Origin of the sequence: Pseudarthrobacter sp. MM222 (assembly GCF_947090775.1) — a bacterium.
Classification (GTDB): domain Bacteria; phylum Actinomycetota; class Actinomycetes; order Actinomycetales; family Micrococcaceae; genus Arthrobacter.
This window is the reverse complement of sequence record NZ_OX352321.1, coordinates 85,176-99,439: the sequence shown is the minus strand read 5'-3', so window position 1 is coordinate 99,439 and position 14,264 is coordinate 85,176. Positions and strand designations below refer to the sequence as shown.

At 66.3% G+C, this 14,264-nt stretch carries 13 protein-coding genes; 6 read left to right on the top strand and 7 right to left on the bottom strand.

The window, feature by feature from the left end:
- Position 1 precedes the first annotated feature (1 nt).
- On the bottom strand, positions 2-985 hold the full coding sequence (locus tag OM977_RS00505) for an ABC transporter substrate-binding protein (protein ID WP_264355620.1): 984 nt from the start codon (positions 983-985) through the stop codon (positions 2-4).
- A 256-nt stretch (positions 986-1,241) separates the two neighbouring features.
- Between OM977_RS00505 and OM977_RS00500 the strand changes: the two genes are divergently transcribed.
- Together OM977_RS00500 and OM977_RS00495 are read left to right on the top strand one after the other, a co-directional pair.
- A complete protein-coding gene (locus OM977_RS00500) occupies positions 1,242-1,799 on the top strand; it encodes an SRPBCC family protein (protein ID WP_264355619.1) in 558 nt (185 codons plus the stop codon).
- Between the two features lie 5 nt (positions 1,800-1,804).
- Positions 1,805-2,434 carry a DUF6919 domain-containing protein gene (locus tag OM977_RS00495; protein ID WP_264355618.1) on the top strand — a complete coding sequence of 210 codons (630 nt, stop codon included), beginning with the start codon at positions 1,805-1,807 and terminating at the stop codon, positions 2,432-2,434.
- Here the strand turns inward: OM977_RS00495 and OM977_RS00490 are convergent.
- The 3 genes from OM977_RS00490 to OM977_RS00480 form a co-directional block, all read right to left on the bottom strand.
- The gene (locus tag OM977_RS00490; RefSeq protein WP_264355617.1) at positions 2,431-2,739 is read right to left on the bottom strand and encodes a putative quinol monooxygenase; all 309 of its coding nucleotides are present in this window, start codon (positions 2,737-2,739) and stop codon (positions 2,431-2,433) included. The genes OM977_RS00495 and OM977_RS00490 overlap by 4 nt on opposite strands.
- A gap of 96 nt (positions 2,740-2,835) precedes the next feature.
- Complete coding sequence (locus OM977_RS00485; protein WP_264355616.1) at positions 2,836-4,218, bottom strand: sensor domain-containing phosphodiesterase; 1,383 nt, start codon at positions 4,216-4,218, stop codon at positions 2,836-2,838.
- A 289-nt stretch (positions 4,219-4,507) separates the two neighbouring features.
- Positions 4,508-5,920 carry an aminotransferase-like domain-containing protein gene (locus OM977_RS00480; protein WP_264355615.1) on the bottom strand — a complete coding sequence of 471 codons (1,413 nt, stop codon included), beginning with the start codon at positions 5,918-5,920 and terminating at the stop codon, positions 4,508-4,510.
- Between OM977_RS00480 and OM977_RS00475 the strand changes: the two genes are divergently transcribed.
- On the top strand, positions 5,919-6,860 hold the full coding sequence (locus OM977_RS00475; protein WP_264355614.1) for a DMT family transporter: 942 nt from the start codon (positions 5,919-5,921) through the stop codon (positions 6,858-6,860). The genes OM977_RS00480 and OM977_RS00475 overlap by 2 nt on opposite strands.
- A 54-nt stretch (positions 6,861-6,914) precedes the next feature.
- The gene (locus OM977_RS00470) at positions 6,915-7,559 is read left to right on the top strand and encodes an FMN-binding negative transcriptional regulator (protein ID WP_264355613.1); all 645 of its coding nucleotides are present in this window, start codon (positions 6,915-6,917) and stop codon (positions 7,557-7,559) included.
- A 57-nt stretch (positions 7,560-7,616) separates the two neighbouring features.
- Here the strand turns inward: OM977_RS00470 and OM977_RS00465 are convergent, their stop codons facing one another.
- The 3 genes from OM977_RS00465 to OM977_RS00455 form a co-directional block, all read right to left on the bottom strand.
- Positions 7,617-9,080: a protein adenylyltransferase SelO gene (locus OM977_RS00465; protein WP_264355612.1), complete on the bottom strand. Its 1,464-nt coding sequence runs from the start codon at positions 9,078-9,080 to the stop codon at positions 7,617-7,619.
- A gap of 132 nt (positions 9,081-9,212) precedes the next feature.
- Positions 9,213-10,583 (bottom strand): ammonium transporter, encoded by a 1,371-nt coding sequence (locus OM977_RS00460; RefSeq protein ID WP_264355611.1) that lies wholly within the window; start codon positions 10,581-10,583, stop codon positions 9,213-9,215.
- 126 nt (positions 10,584-10,709) lie between these two features.
- A complete protein-coding gene (locus OM977_RS00455; RefSeq protein WP_264355610.1) occupies positions 10,710-11,435 on the bottom strand; it encodes a TetR/AcrR family transcriptional regulator in 726 nt (241 codons plus the stop codon).
- A 172-nt stretch (positions 11,436-11,607) separates the two neighbouring features.
- On the opposite strand from OM977_RS00455, the gene glnT reads away from it, so the two are divergent.
- Both glnT and OM977_RS00445 read left to right on the top strand, forming a co-directional pair.
- Positions 11,608-12,969: a type III glutamate--ammonia ligase gene (glnT, locus tag OM977_RS00450; RefSeq protein ID WP_264355609.1), complete on the top strand. Its 1,362-nt coding sequence runs from the start codon at positions 11,608-11,610 to the stop codon at positions 12,967-12,969.
- Between the two features lie 11 nt (positions 12,970-12,980).
- Positions 12,981-13,979, top strand: coding sequence for an alpha/beta fold hydrolase (locus OM977_RS00445; RefSeq protein ID WP_264355608.1), 999 nt, complete (start codon positions 12,981-12,983; stop codon positions 13,977-13,979).
- Positions 13,980-14,264 lie beyond the last annotated feature (285 nt).

The following is a 14,264-nucleotide window of genomic DNA, read 5'->3' as shown; positions in this document are numbered from 1 at the left end:
GCTACTTCTTGGGCAGGCCGGCCGGGTTCAGCTCGGACTTTGGAACCGCTTCGGAGCTCAGCCCCCAGCGGTCCAGGATCTTGGCGTAGCTGCCGTCCTCGATCAGGTGGTTCAGGCCGGCCGTGGCGGCGGCGGCGAAGCCGTTGCCCTTCTTGGTGGTGGCCGCGATGCTGGCCTTCAGCGGCCAGCCGCCGTCCACGAGCCCCACCAGCTTGGTCTTGGCATCCGTGGCCGCCTTATAGGCTGCCGTCGCGTTGGGGCCGAAAGTGAGGTCTGCCCGGCCCGACTGGAGGGCCAGTGCGGAGGCGGAGTCGTCGTCGTAATACTGGAACTCGACCGGCAACAGGTCCTTTTTCTTGTTCTCCTCGTCCCAGCGCAGCAGGATGGATTCCTGGTTCGTGCCGGAGCCCACGATGACGCGCTTGCCGGCCACATCCTCTGCCGTCTCCACCTTGGTGATGGCGCTGCTGGCCGTGGCATAAAAGCCCAGGTCGTCGCGGTAGCTCGCGAAGTCGAACTTGAGCTTGCGCTCCTCCGTCACCGTCACATTGGACAGCACGGCCTCGTACTTGCCGGACTCGACGCCGAGGGGCCAGTCGGCCCAGGCAGTCGGAACGATCTCCGCTTCCAGGCCCAGGGCCTGGGCCAGCGCGACGGCGATGTCCACCTCATTGCCCACCGGCGTCTTGTTGTCGGTCGCGTACACGGCCAGCGGGGCGGCGAACGGGCTGACTGCAACGGTCAGCTTGCCGTCCTGCTTGATTGCTTCCGGGACCAGGGCGGCCGCTTCCGTGCTGACGGTAACCGGCACCCGGTCCTGCTGCGGAGAGAGGTTGAACTGCTTGACCCCGGCGGACACCGCGGTCGCGGCGGGGTTGGCGCCGGCGGCAGCTGACGCGCCGGGATCCGAGCAGGCTGTCAGGCCCAGCAGGGTGGTGGCGGCAAGGGCCGCGCTGACGCCGGATAGAAGCGTGGTTCTGGACATTGTTCTCCTTTGGAAGTCTGCGGATTGGTGCTGATGCCAGCAACTATCCGACGCCGCCGGAAGCCGGTCAAAGCGCCTCGAAACCAAGGGATACGGGGGGTCACGGTGCTTCACAGGGGCGCCCCGGGGATGAACCGGGGTGGCCCAGTGTTACCTGAGGTTTCCCAGCGTGACGCGCCGGGAAGATTACCTGCGCGGCAGGGCATCACTGACCTAGCCTGCTAAGTAGGTCCGCGGAACTTAGGAGGTGTGGGACTTGTCGAAGACCACGCGCCGGACAACTCACCGGCTCAGCATCGATGCGCCAGGCGAGCTGATCTTCCGCATATTGCGGGACTCCTCACACTGGCCGTACCTGGACGGACTCACGGCGTACTCCGAGCGGGTCAGCGGCGACGATTCGAGCCATGAGCTGCGGACCTCCGTCGTGTCCAACGGCTCACTGAATTCCACGCACTGCCACCGGGTTCTAAATGACGCGGAACTCCGTGCCGACTTCCGCCAGCTCGGGCTGGAGGCTCCGCTGGTGCATCTTGGCGGCGGCTGGGTGATCCGCCCGTCCGAGGGGTTCTCCGAGGTAACGCTGGATCACGAGTTCGAGGTGGACGATGACGCCGGGGAGCTCCTCGAACTGATTCACCACAACATCGACGAATACAGCCGGCGTGAACTCGAGGCCTTGCGGCTGAGCTGCGAGCGCCTGGCGCTGCTGCTGGAGCAGCACCTCGGGAGCACCGCCGCGCCGGCGGTCGCCAGCGCACCCGTACCGTCAGCCGCAAGCGCAACCGCGCCCATCGTCGCATGGGAAGCCTAGCTCCGATGGCGGAAGACAGGTTCACCACGGAACGGGACGGCTTCGGGCGTCTCCTTGCGGACCGGGAGGTCTGGCGGCAGGCGGCCAGCATTCCGGCCGCCGGCGAGCTGACCGCTCGCTGGCTCGAAGGCAGGAGTCAGTACCAGCCGGGCACCTTTGCGTCGAGTTTCGACGACGAAACCCGGCCGATCGCCCTCGAGCTCGCCCAGCTGAACCGCAACGGGCTGTTCACCAAGGAGTCCCAGCCGGGCGTGCTCGCCGGGGGGCATGCCCAGCGCGCCTACGTGACGGGCTTCTGCACTGTGGAGTCGGCGGCGGCGCTCCTTGAGCTTTCCGGCCGGACCGGCCTGGTCACCGTGGCGCATGCCCCCGGCGAAGCCAGCCAGGCGTCCATTCCCGTGACCCTAAGGGACGGTGAAGTCGTGACCGTGCTGGGTAGCAGCGAGGGCCCGGTGGGCGACGATCAGCTCCGCGACTGGGCCGAGGAGGCAAATGACGGCCTGGCACTGGTTCTGGCCGAGTCCTGGTATGTCGAGATCTTCGATCCGGTCTGGGGCCGGAACGGCGTGTTGTGGTCCGCGGTGCTCGGTGCCCTGACCGACGAAGAACCCGCGAATCGGGCGCCGGGCGGTTAGGCCGTATCGCGTCCGATGCTGGCGGCCTCATCCAGGGTGTGCGGCTCGAAGTGTTCCAGCATGTCCTTCATCGCCTCGACGCCCTGCTTGTACATCGATGAGGCCCGCCACTGCTCAATCTGCTCGATCGATTCCCACGGTCCGGTGCTGATGAACCGGTTGGGAACATCATGGTCGTGCATCAGCACGCCCTTGGCGTGCGGGAAATCCTCCTGGGTCTTCCTGGCCAGATCCCGCCAGGCCTGCACGAAATCGTTCTCACGGCCCGGGTGGACCAGCCAGATTCCAAGCGTATAGACCGACACGTCAACCGCCTCCTTGTTTGCGCTGGGTGGATAGTCCTGATTATGTTCCCGGCGCCGGGAAGACGGTAGGGTCCATTTGCCCGAGGGGCCGCACCGTCAACTTTCGGCCGGACTCTGATTCGGCCGGGAAGTTGAGTGCCATTCTGCCCAGTCCCGGGGATGCACGGAGGGCCTGCCGAGGAGGTAGCCCTGCCCCGCGGTCATGCCGATCCCGGTGACCGCGACGAGATCCGCCGGTGACTCGATGCCCTCGGCCACCAGGGTGGCCCCGATCTGGCTAGCAAATTCGACCATGGCGGCGCCAAGGGCGCGTTGGCCCTGGTCATCATTTATGCCCGCGATAAGGCTGCGATCGAGCTTAATGATGTCAGGCCGCAGATGGAGGACATGGCGCATGGAGGCGAAGCCCGAGCCTGCGTCGTCAACGGCAATACGCAGGCCGCGCGCCCGCAGCGGCGCGAGGGCTGCGATCAGCGGACCATACTCCGACACTTCAAGCCGCTCCGTCAGCTCCAGGACGATCCTGTGCAAGGGAACGCAGGAAGCTTCGAGGATTGCGGGCAGTCGCCAATCGAGGCAGGTGCCCGGTGAGATGTTCAACGCTACATAGATGTGCGGCGGCAGCTGCTTCGCAGCCGCGAGCGCTGATTGCAGGGCAGCAATGTCGAGCTCTGCGGCGAGGCCCACAGCATCGGCCTCGCTGAACCAATGTTCCGGGCCGGCACCGTCGTCGCTGACAAAACGCGATAGCGCCTCGACGCCGATCACGTCTCCGCAGTCCAGTCCACGAATCGGCTGGAACGCGGTCAGCAACAGGCGCCCGTCGATGATTTCCGTGATGCGTGCACTGCGGTGTGCTGCCATTGCTTCCTGCGCGGTCTCGTGCGGGACGGACCGGCTGGTCCCCTCAAATCCGCCTCGTTGCCCGTCCTGGGGAAGGCGTGCCGTGCCGGACACGTCCATCCAGACGGCGTTGCCGTTGCGGTGCCGACAGCGCACGAGGATGCCGCTCCACCCGCCAGCACCTGCCTGCGGGAAGGATTTTACGTCGCCGCGGGCCCGGCCGAGATCCTTCAGATTGATGACCAGACTGCAGTGCCTCCCAACGAGTTCCGAGGGCAAGAAGCCCAACAATGCGGCGCTGGCCGGGCTGCAGAAGGTGAACACCCCCTCGTCGTCTACGGCCCAAACCCATTCATGGCTTGTTGCGAGAACCGTGTCCATCAGGCGAGCGTCGCCTCTGGCGCGGTGTCGCTCCAGGACGTGGCCCCGGTGGAACCTCAGGACCAGCAGGCACGCCACGACGATCGGTGTGAGAATGAACGGCGCGGCCAGGACCCGCGTGACGGGGTGGTCAAACATCCCGGCCGGGTCAAGGATGAGGGCGGCCCCGGCAGTCAGGGCGAACACCACTTGGACCGTCAGCACGCCAAGCAAAACGTCCCGCACCCGCGACTTGCCGGGTTCATTGCCCCGCATCCCGTCGCCCCCTGAAACGTCGGCTGGGCCGATGGCATGCCGGAGCTTTCGGGAACGGCGTTGGCCGAATACCAGCGACGCATGAGTGCGGCGATTCAATGGATTGGTGCCCTCCCTGGATCAGACGATTCTCCAGGTTGGAACCTGGCCGGTCCGCGGAGGATGCGCTGCCAAACAGAACCGCCCCCACAGTTCCTTCAACGTTACTGGCACCGTGAGCCCTGACGCTGGAGTTGCGGCAATACTGCCCAGTTCCTGTGCTCCGTGCGGGTATGCACAAGCCTTGGGCCTAGCGGGCTTGGCGTAGGAGGGCCCGTCCGATGATGCGCGCACCCTCCGGGAACGCTCCTGGATTGGGACCGGCGTAGTTGAGCCGGATGAACGGGCCTTCCGGTTCTGCCGGGAACCATTCCGTGCCGGCGGCGATGATGACTCCGGCGCTCTCACAGTCACGGGTGAGCTGTTCGAGGTCGGTTCCATCGGGCAGGCGGGCCCATAGGTTCAGCCCACCGTTTGGAATACGTTCGAGGTGCGCCTGCGGGGCGAATTCCCGCAGGCCCGCGACCAGCAGGTCGCGGCGCGATTGGAGCTGGTGCCGCAGGCTGCGCAGATGCGTCTGCCAGCCGGGCTGCGTGACGACGTCGAGCGCCGCGGACTGGAGCAGGCCGCTGACATACATCGACTCGGCTGCGCGGTCCGCAAGGATGCGTTCACGCGCCGGGCCGCGGGCGATCACGGCAGCCACGCGGATGGCCGGCGATACGCTCTTCGTCAGCGAACGAAGATAGATGACGTGACCTGACTCGTCGTGCGCTGCGATGGGCACGGGCGTAGTGCTGATGCCAAAGTCATGCGCCCAGTCGTCCTCAACGAGGAACGCGCCGTTCCTGCGCACAACGTCCAGAACTTGTTCTCCGCGCCGGGCGGGCCACTGCGCTCCGGTGGGGTTGGCGTAGTTGGGTTGGGCATAAAAGACCCGGGCTCCGCTCGTCTCGAAGGCACGTGCCAGCTCTTCCGGGTCGGGGCCGTCGGGCCCGCTGGGCACCGGGATGAGGCGGACGCCCGCCTGCGCGGCCGCGTGGATGGCTCCCCAGTAGCTTGGGGATTCCATCAGCAGGGGCTGCCCATGACCGACCAGCGCCCGGAAGATCGAGCTGAGGCCGCTCTGGCTCCCTGGCAGCACGATGACGTCGCTCGGTGTGGGCGGCGTGACCCCGACCGGAGTTGAAGCGCCGAGTTCCCGCGCGAACCAGGACTGCAATTCCGGAAGCCCCGGCGCCGGTGGGCGCGACAAGGCCGCGTCGCTGCGGGATGCCCGGGCGAGCGCTGCCCGCACTAGGCGCTCCGGCAGGAGGTCCCGGTCCGGGTAGCCCGAATGGAACGGGATGACGTCGTTCGTGGTGCTGCGCATGGTGCTGGAGGCCGATCGCGGCGGCGCCTGGGGTGAACCCAGTGCCGCCGTCTGCCAGCCGTAGTCCGCCGGCCGCGCGGTCCGGACAGCCCGCACGAAGGTCCCGACGCCCGGGCGGCTCTCGATCAGGCCGAGCGTGGTCAGGGATTGCAGGGCCTTCTGCACCGTCACCGGGCTGGCTTGGTACTCGGCCACGAGGGATCGGGTGGACGGCAAACGGGATCCCGGTGAAGCCCCTGCGATCCACTCGCGCAGTCGCGCCGCAATCCGGGAACTGCTATCGTTGTTCATGAAAGACAATAGTAGCGCTACTACGCTTATCCGCCCAGCGATACCGCCCCGGGAGCCTGATGGTCTGTGGTGGGGTCTCATTGGAGTAGCGGCGTTCTCGTTCACCGTACCCTTGACCAAGGTGGCGGTCGCGGGGCTCTCACCCTTGTTCATCGGATCAGCCCGCGCGGTCATGGCCGCGGTCCTGGCCGCCCTGGCCCTCTCACTCACCCGGCAGCGCTTTCCTCGCGGCGCGCAGTGGGCGCGGCTTGCGGTGGTCGCCGGCGGGATCGTTGTGGGCTTCCCGCTCCTCACCTCCTTCGCCCTCACGACGGCGCCCGCCACCCACAGCGCCGTCGTCATCGCGCTGCTTCCGGCCGCGACCGCAACGGCCGCGGTCCTCCGTGCCCGCGAGCGTCCGCGGGCAGCCTTCTGGGTGGCGACAGCCGTAGGTGCGCTGGCCGCGACAGCTTTCGCCTTCACGCAGTCCGGCGGCTTCGGGCAGCTGCACTGGGCAGACCTGCTGCTACTCGGCGCCGTGGTGGCCGCCGCCATCGGCTATGCGGAAGGCGGCCTGCTCGCCCGCGAGCTGGGACCGTGGCAGACCGTGTCCTGGGCACTTGTCCTCGCGTCCCCCCTGATGGTCTTTCTGGCAGCGCTCTCGGTGGCCCAGCATCCGCCGTCGGGCACGCCGGTGCAGTGGGCGGCCCTTGCTTACCTCGGCGTCGTCAGCATGTTCCTCGGTTTCTTCGCCTGGTACCGCGGCCTGGCCATCGGCCCCATGGCCAGGGTCAGCCAGATCCAGCTCATCCAGCCAGTACTGAGCATCTGCTGGGCCGGACTCCTGCTGGGCGAAACCTTGACCGTGACCACGATCATCGGCGGCCTCGCCGTCATTCTCTGCGCCGGCATCGCGGTCAGCGTGCGCCAAAACCCGCCGCCTGCCGCATCGAAGCCCTGAGGGCACTGCCCACCATCCAAGACCCGAACCTCCATCCAACGAAGGAAGCGACCCATGTACACCCCAGCACACTTCGCAGCAGACCCCGACGCGGTCCGGGCGCTCCTGGCCCGGCCGGTCGCCGCCAACCTGATCACCATGACCTCGCAGGGCCTCCTGGCCACCCTGCTGCCCTTCGTCTTCGACCCCTCGGTCGGTGAGCACGGTGCACTGCTGGGGCACCTTGCCCGGAACAACGTCCAGTGGTCCGAACCCGCGATCGGGGAGTCACTCGTACTGATTCAGGGGGCGGACGCCTACATCTCACCGTCCTGGTACGCGTCGAAGGCCGAACACGGCCGCGTTGTCCCGACCTGGAACTACTCCACGGCCCATGTCTACGGCAATCTCGTCGTCCACGACGACCCGGCATGGCTGGACAGCCTTGTGCGACGGCTGACAGACCTTCACGAGGCCGGCTCAGAGCGGCCCTGGGCCGTGGACGATGCGCCCGAACGCTTCATCGCCGGCCAGCTGCGCGCCGTCGTCGGCGTCGAGCTGCGCATCATCAGGATTGAAGCAAAAACAAAACTCAGCCAAAACCGGCCGGACGCCGACATCGACGGCGTCGTTGCGGGTCTGGCCGCCCGGGGGCAGGCGGAGAGCGCCGACGACGTCGCGCGGGCGAGGCGGAAAAGATCCGACCGGGAGTCCGGCTAAGCACTCGGAAGCCATTTGGCTCCGCTTAGCCTCGTCCGGGCCGCCCGGCCGGACGGCTCAGGTTCCGCAGAAGGTACGGTAGGGGCCAAAGCTTTCCGGTGCGGCGGCGGCGTGGCGCTCGAGACCGGGACGCTCGTCGTAGGGGGCAGTCACCGCAGCCAGTAGACGATGCAGCGGATCCAGGTCACCCCCGGTCGCGGCGGCGAGGGCCTCTTCGACAAGGTGGTTGCGCGGGATGTAGACAGGGTTGACCCGGCCCATCGCCTCGGCGTCGGGGCCCCGGGCACGCCAGCGCACCGCCCAGGCATCAAACCCCACCGGGTCGGGGAACATGCCTCGCGCGGGTTCGTCCCGGCCGCTGGCAGCCGTGCCGAGGCTCCGGAAGAACGAGGTGTAGTCAACCTGCCCCTCCTGAAGGAGGGGCAGCAGCTCGTCCACCAGCGCTGAGGTCTCCTCGTCGTCGGGACCATCGGATAGCCCGAGCTTGGCCGCCATACCGGCGGACCAGGCGGCGCTGTACTGCCGGCGGAAGGCGCCGAGTGATTCAACGGCGAGCGCGACCGCCTGCTCCTCGTCATCATGGAAGAGGGGAAGCATTGCCTCCGCGAGCCGGGCAAGGTTCCATTCGGCCACTACCGGCTGTTTGCCGTACGCGTAGCGCTTGCCCTCGTCGATCGAACTGTAGACCGCGGCCGGGTCGAAAGCTTCCATGAAAGCGCACGGCCCGTAGTCGATCGTCTCGCCTGAGATGGTCATGTTGTCTGTGTTCATGACCCCATGGACGAAGCCGACAAGCATCCACTGCGCCACCAGCGCCGCCTGGGCGGCGACCACGGCCTGGAACAGCGCGAGGTACGGGCGCTCGGCGTCCGTGGCCGTGACGCAGTGCCGGGTGATGGCATGATCGGCGAGGCGGCGCAGGAGGTCCAGGTTGCCAGTGGCGCGGGCGTACTGGAAGCTGCCCACGCGCAGGTGGCTGCTCGCGACCCTGGTGAGCACAGCTCCGGGCTGCAGGGTCTCGCGTTGCACCGAGCGGCCCGTCGCCACCACGGCGAGCGACCGCGTCGTGGGGATACCCAAGGCGTGCATGGCCTCACTCACGACAAATTCCCGCAGCATCGGGCCGACCACGGCCCGGCCGTCGCCATTTCGCGCGAACGGCGTGCGCCCGGAGCCCTTGAGGTGGACGTCGAGAAGGCGGCCGTCGGCATCGGCGAGCTCACCGAGCAGGAGTGCGCGCCCGTCGCCAAGACGCGGGGCGTACCAGCCGAACTGGTGCCCCGCATAGCCCTGGGCGACCGGTGTAGCTCCAGGCGGGACCAGATTACCGGTCAGCAGCAGCAGTCCCTCGGGACTCCGCAGGAAGAGGGGATCAAGGCCGAGCTCGGCGGCCAGCGGCTCGTTGAGTACGAGCAGCCGCGGGTCAGGGGCCTCCTCGGCCTTCCACGGAAGGGCCATCTCCGCCAGCTCCCGGGCGAAGAGACCGTTCAGGGCGACGACTGACTGCGCTGCGGCTTCCATCCATCAACAATACCGGTGAACCCGTGTGCGGTGCCCGTTTCCATCAGCCTCGTGCGAGGCCTTCGGTATGCAGATCCGGTGGTGGTGGAGGTTCCCGGAAACCTCCACCACCACCGTATCTGGAGGGGGTCGTTAGCGCTCGGAAGTCGCTGCTTCCACCCTTGCCAAATTTTCAGCTGCCGGGTCTCCCGCAACCAGGTGATGCAGCTTCTCCGCGTGCCCGCGCGGAGCGTGCGCCTTGTCCTCGCCATTCTCATAGGCATTTTCCGCGTGCAGTACGACGTCCAGTCCCACAGACTCCGTCTCGGCCGGCACCCGGATGCCCATGGTCTTGTCCAGCACCTTCGCGATAACCCAGGTCACGGTAAACGTGTAGGCAAAAACCGCGAGAATGGCGACGGCTTGCCGCCCAAGGAGCTCGAAACCGCCTCCGTAGAACAGGCCGGCAGCCCGGCTGGGAGCCTCCGGGGTCGAAAGGATGCCGATGAGGAGTCCGCCGACAACGCCGCCGATGAAGTGCAGGGCTGTCACGTCCAGGGCGTCGTCGAAGCCCAGCTTGTACTTGAGTGAGACCGCGAAGTAGCAGACCGCACCGGCAGCACCGCCGATGGCCAGCGCTGCGAGCGGGGTGACCGCGCCACAGGACGGAGTGATGGCGACCAGCGCGGCGATCGCGCCGGAGGAGGCGCCGAGTGTGGTGGTGTGCCCGTCCCGGACCTTCTCTACCAGCAGCCAGACAACGACGCCGGCGCAGGTGGCGGCGACTGTATTGAAGGCGGCGACGGCAGCGTTGTTGTCTGCAGCCCCCAGGCCGCTACCGTCGAAGCCAATCCAGCCGGTGAACAGGAGCCCGACGCCGAGGAGGGTCAAGGGCAGGTTGTGCGCCTTGGGCTGGACGGGCCAAGTGCGGCGCTTGCCCAGCACGAGGGCCAGGGCCAAAGCGGCTACACCCGAGTTGACGTGGATTGCGGTACTGCCGGCGTAGTCAATCGCACCGAGCGTGTTGGCGATCCACCCTCCTTGGAACGAGCCGTCCTCAGAGTCGAAGGAGAAAACCCAGTGGGCCACCGGGAAGTACACCAAGGTGGCCCAGATTCCGGCGAAGGCCAGCCAGGCGCTGAACTTCATGCGGTCTGCAGCCGCGCCGGCGACGATGCCCGCCGTGAGGCCCGCGAACATCAGGTGCAGTGCCGCGAGCGCCAGGGGAGGCAGGGCTGCATCGTCGGGCGCTGTCAGCAGTTGTCCCAGCCCGGCGTACTCGAGCGGGTTGCCGAGCAACCCCAGCCCGCCGAGGGAGTTTCCGAAAACAGCGGAATATCCAAAGGCAACCCACAGCACTCCGACAACGCAGAACGAGCCGAAAACCATGAGCATCATGTTCATTGTGGTCTTACGGCTGACCATTCCGCCGTAGAAAAGGGCCAAGCCGGGCAACATCAGGGCGACTGCAATGATGGCGGTCAAAACCCACGCCGTATTGCCCGCGGTGGTGGCAGTGTCCATAGGGGTCTCCAAGGATGGCTAGATGACAAGCACGCCGCACAGGGAGCGGGCGCCAGCGTTTCGATACGCTATCTAAATACTCGGAGACGACCTTTTCTATGCGGTATCGAATTCGTTTCCGGTTCGTTAACTCTCGTCCGCCGCCTCGGTGCTGGCGCCCGGGCCAGGCTGAGCACCTGCGAGCCCGCGCGCCGTCGCACGGATGTCCGGCAGGGTTCCCGGCGCGGACAGCAGCGAGGAGAGGCTGGTGTCAGCGCTGAGTTTCGAGACCTCCTCCGCTGTGTACGGCCGGAGGCCGGGCAGCGGCTGTCGGTAGTGGCGCTGAAGTCCCTCGTTAAGGCCAAGGGCGGCGGTCGCGGCGGCTTCCGGGTCGGCCTGCCGGAACTCCCCCGCAGCGACGCCTTGGCGCACGATCGACGCAGTCAGGCGGTGGAGGGCGGCGTAATCATCGAAGAAGGCGCCGAAGTTCTGGGGCTGGGACCTCGCCACCCGTTCAAACTCGTAGAAATCCAGGGGCGCGGAGCAGAGCTGGATCACATCTGTGTGCAGTACGGCGTAAAGCCGCGGTCCCGCCGGGCCGGGTGCGGCCTCAAGCGCCTGAGCCAATACCAGCGAGCTTCGGTTGTCCTCCAAGAGGGCGTGCAGGATGTGCTCCTTGCGGGCAAACCAGTAATAAAGCGAGGACTGCCGGAGGCCGGCGGTGCGTGCGATCTCGCTCATGGTCGTTTCGGCGTATCCCTTGGCAACGAAGAGCGCGGTGGCCTCGCGGACGATGTCCTCCCTTGGCGATCCCGTCGGGGTGCCACTGAGCCGCGGCCGCCCGGCCGGCGAAGCCGCCACATCTTTTGTCATCACTGCTCTCCTGTTGCCGTTGTCGCGTGCCTGCCCTAGAAGAGTATCGGTCGAGAGTTTACCGGCCCGAAATAATTTCGACACGGTATCGAAATTGGCGTCAGTCAGAGTTTCTATAACTTATCGAAAGGCATTCACCAGTGGTGCCGGACAAGCCCAACGAGGAGACAACATGAGTGTCGAAACAGCACAGACCGCCGTGGAAGCCGTCCAACGGAAGCTCCGGGACGCCGGCGTGAAGTACGCCATGTCCAGTTTCGTTGATTTGCACGGGAACATTAAGACCAAGTTTGTCCCGCTGGCGCATCTGCCGCAGATGGCTGCCGGCTCGGAGCTGTTCACCGGGGCCGCCCTCGACGGGCTCCCGCAGGACATCAGTGACGAGGAGCTCTCGGCCCGTCCGGACCTGAATAGCGCGGTGCAGCTGCCGTGGCGCAAGGAGGTGGCCTACTTCTCCAGTGACCTCTACAGCGAGGGGAAGCCCTTCGAGGCCGCCTCCAGGAACATCCTGAAGCGACAGCTCGAAGTGGCCAAGGACCTCGGGTTCACCTTCAATCTGGGCATTGAGACGGAGTTCTTTGTCCTGAAGGACACCCCGGAAGGTCCCACCGAAGTCAGTGACCGCGACACCCTGAGCAAGCCCTGCTATGCCGCCCCGGCGGCCCTGGACAACTTCGACTGGCTCACCGAAATGGTCGAGGCCATGAACGACATGGGGTGGGGCGTGTACTCCTTCGACCACGAAGATGCCCAGGGGCAGTTCGAAATCGACTTCAAGTACTCCGACGCCCTGACGATGGCTGACCGGGCCGTGTTCTTCCGGCTGATGGCCAACGAAATGGTGCGCAAACACGGGTATTTCGCCACGTTCATGCCGAAGCCCTTTGCCGACCGCAGCGGCTCCGGCGCACACTTCAACATGTCCCTTGCAGACGCCGAAACCGGGGTCAACCTCTTTGAAACCGACGACGACCCCCGCGGCTGCGGCATCTCTGAGCTGGGCTACAAATTCATCGCCGGCGTGCTGAAGCACGCTCCGGCCATCTGCGCGGTCATCGCACCAACCGTCAACAGCTACAAGCGGCTGGTCCGCAAGGGCAGCATGTCCGGATCAACCTGGGCGCCCGTGTTCGTCAGCTATGGCAACAACAACCGGACGAACATGATCCGTGTGCCCTTGGCCGGCGGGCGGGTGGAGTGCCGGGCCGCCGATATCAGCTGCAACCCCTACCTTGGCGCCGCCATCATCCTCGCCGCAGGCCTGGAAGGTATTCGGGAAAACCTGGACCCGGGAGAACCGCACACCGAGAACATGTACAACTACACGGAGACTGAAATCCTGCAGAACGGCCTCGGCCTGTTGCCCCGCAGCCTCGGGGAAGCCATCGACGAGTTTGCTGCCGACAGCCTGTCCCGTGATGTCTTTGGGGAATCGATGTACAACGCCTACATCGATTACAAGGGGCAGGAATGGAATGAATACCAGGCCCACGTCTCCGAGTGGGAGACCAAGCGCTACCTGAAGTTCTTCTAGGCCGGTCCTGCATGCACCAGGAATTTGAACTCGGCAGGTTCGAGCTGGTCTCCGGCTCGGACCTGCCGTCCGCCCGGCTGGCCTACCGGAGCTACGGCAAGCTCAACGAGGCAGGAGACAACTGCATCCTCCTGCCCTCCTATTACACCGGCACCCACGCCAGCTACGAGCCGTGGATCGGCGAGGGGCGGCTGCTGGATCCGTCCCGCTGGTTCGTTGTGGCCGTCAACATGTTCGGTAACGGGCTCTCGACCTCCCCCTCGTACGCTGATCCGACCGTGCGGGGGGCGGTCTTCCCTGGCATCGACGTTGCCGACAACGTAATTGCCCAGCACCGGCTGCTGACCGGCCTGGGGGTGCGAAGGATCCGAATGGTGGCCGGCTGGTCGATGGGGGCACTGCAGGCGTACGAATGGGCAGTCCGGTACCCCGCGATGGTGGAAAGCGTCCTTCCCATCGCCGGTGCAGCGAAATGCTCGCCGCACAACGTCGTCTTTCTTGAAGGCGTGAAGGCAGCGCTTGAAGCCGACCCGGTCTACGATTCGGGCCGTTACCGCCGCCAGCCGCGGCAGGGCCTCCGCGCCTTCGGAACCGTCTATGCCGGGTGGGCGTACTCGCAGGCGTTCTTCCGGAATAGCACCTACCGAGACCTCGGCTATGAGAGCCTGGCCGCGTTGCTGTCGGGCTGGGCGTCCGACCACGAGCAGATGGACGCCAACAACCTGCTTGCCGTTCTCGGCACCTGGCAGCGGGCCGACGTCGGGACGGCCGAGCGGGGCGGACTGGAGGGCGCGTTGCGCCAGGTCGAGGCACGCTGCATCGTGATGCCGAGCACTACCGACCTGTATTTCCCCGCGGCGGACAGCATCGCCGAGGTGGACCTGCTGCCCAACGCGGAGCTGCGGCCGCTTGAGTCCGAGCTGGGACACGTCGCCGGCCGGCCCGGAATCCGAGCGGCGGAGACAGTGCAGATCGGTGAAGCCATGCGTCTGCTGCTGGACCGGTCCTGAAGCGGCGCCACCCGGCGCCCAAGGAAAACTGAAGGGCGCCCGGGGTTACAGGGTGCGGGGACCTTAAGACACTGGCCTCCAGGCGCGTACCGGTGGGCGGGCCGAACAGAGTCGGGGGCGTCCAAGGCTTGCCCCCTTGACAAGCCAGCCGCCCTTCGGGAATATCTGAGACGGTCGCGGGGCGCAATCAGGATGGACCAGAGGGCCCTGCCGGCGAGAACGCGGATTGAATGCCCCGCAGTGCTTCCAGATGCGCTGACTTCTGGAAGCCCTGCTTCGTCGCAG

What these genes read in the sequence shown, in the direction of transcription:
- OM977_RS00505 (WP_264355620.1), bottom strand. Translation starts at nt 985, where the DNA reads ATGTCCAGAACCACGCTTCTATCCGGCGTCAGCGCGGCCCTTGCCGCC.
- OM977_RS00495 (WP_264355618.1), top strand. Translation starts at nt 1,805, where the DNA reads ATGGCGGAAGACAGGTTCACCACGGAACGGGACGGCTTCGGGCGTCTC.
- OM977_RS00485 (WP_264355616.1), bottom strand. Translation starts at nt 4,218, where the DNA reads ATGCGGGGCAATGAACCCGGCAAGTCGCGGGTGCGGGACGTTTTGCTT.
- OM977_RS00475 (WP_264355614.1), top strand. Translation starts at nt 5,919, where the DNA reads ATGAAAGACAATAGTAGCGCTACTACGCTTATCCGCCCAGCGATACCG.
- OM977_RS00480 (WP_264355615.1), bottom strand. Translation starts at nt 5,920, where the DNA reads ATGAACAACGATAGCAGTTCCCGGATTGCGGCGCGACTGCGCGAGTGG.
- OM977_RS00470 (WP_264355613.1), top strand. Translation starts at nt 6,915, where the DNA reads ATGTACACCCCAGCACACTTCGCAGCAGACCCCGACGCGGTCCGGGCG.
- OM977_RS00465 (WP_264355612.1), bottom strand. Translation starts at nt 9,080, where the DNA reads ATGGAAGCCGCAGCGCAGTCAGTCGTCGCCCTGAACGGTCTCTTCGCC.
- OM977_RS00460 (WP_264355611.1), bottom strand. Translation starts at nt 10,583, where the DNA reads ATGGACACTGCCACCACCGCGGGCAATACGGCGTGGGTTTTGACCGCC.
- OM977_RS00455 (WP_264355610.1), bottom strand. Translation starts at nt 11,435, where the DNA reads ATGACAAAAGATGTGGCGGCTTCGCCGGCCGGGCGGCCGCGGCTCAGT.
- glnT (WP_264355609.1), top strand. Translation starts at nt 11,608, where the DNA reads ATGAGTGTCGAAACAGCACAGACCGCCGTGGAAGCCGTCCAACGGAAG.
- OM977_RS00445 (WP_264355608.1), top strand. Translation starts at nt 12,981, where the DNA reads ATGCACCAGGAATTTGAACTCGGCAGGTTCGAGCTGGTCTCCGGCTCG.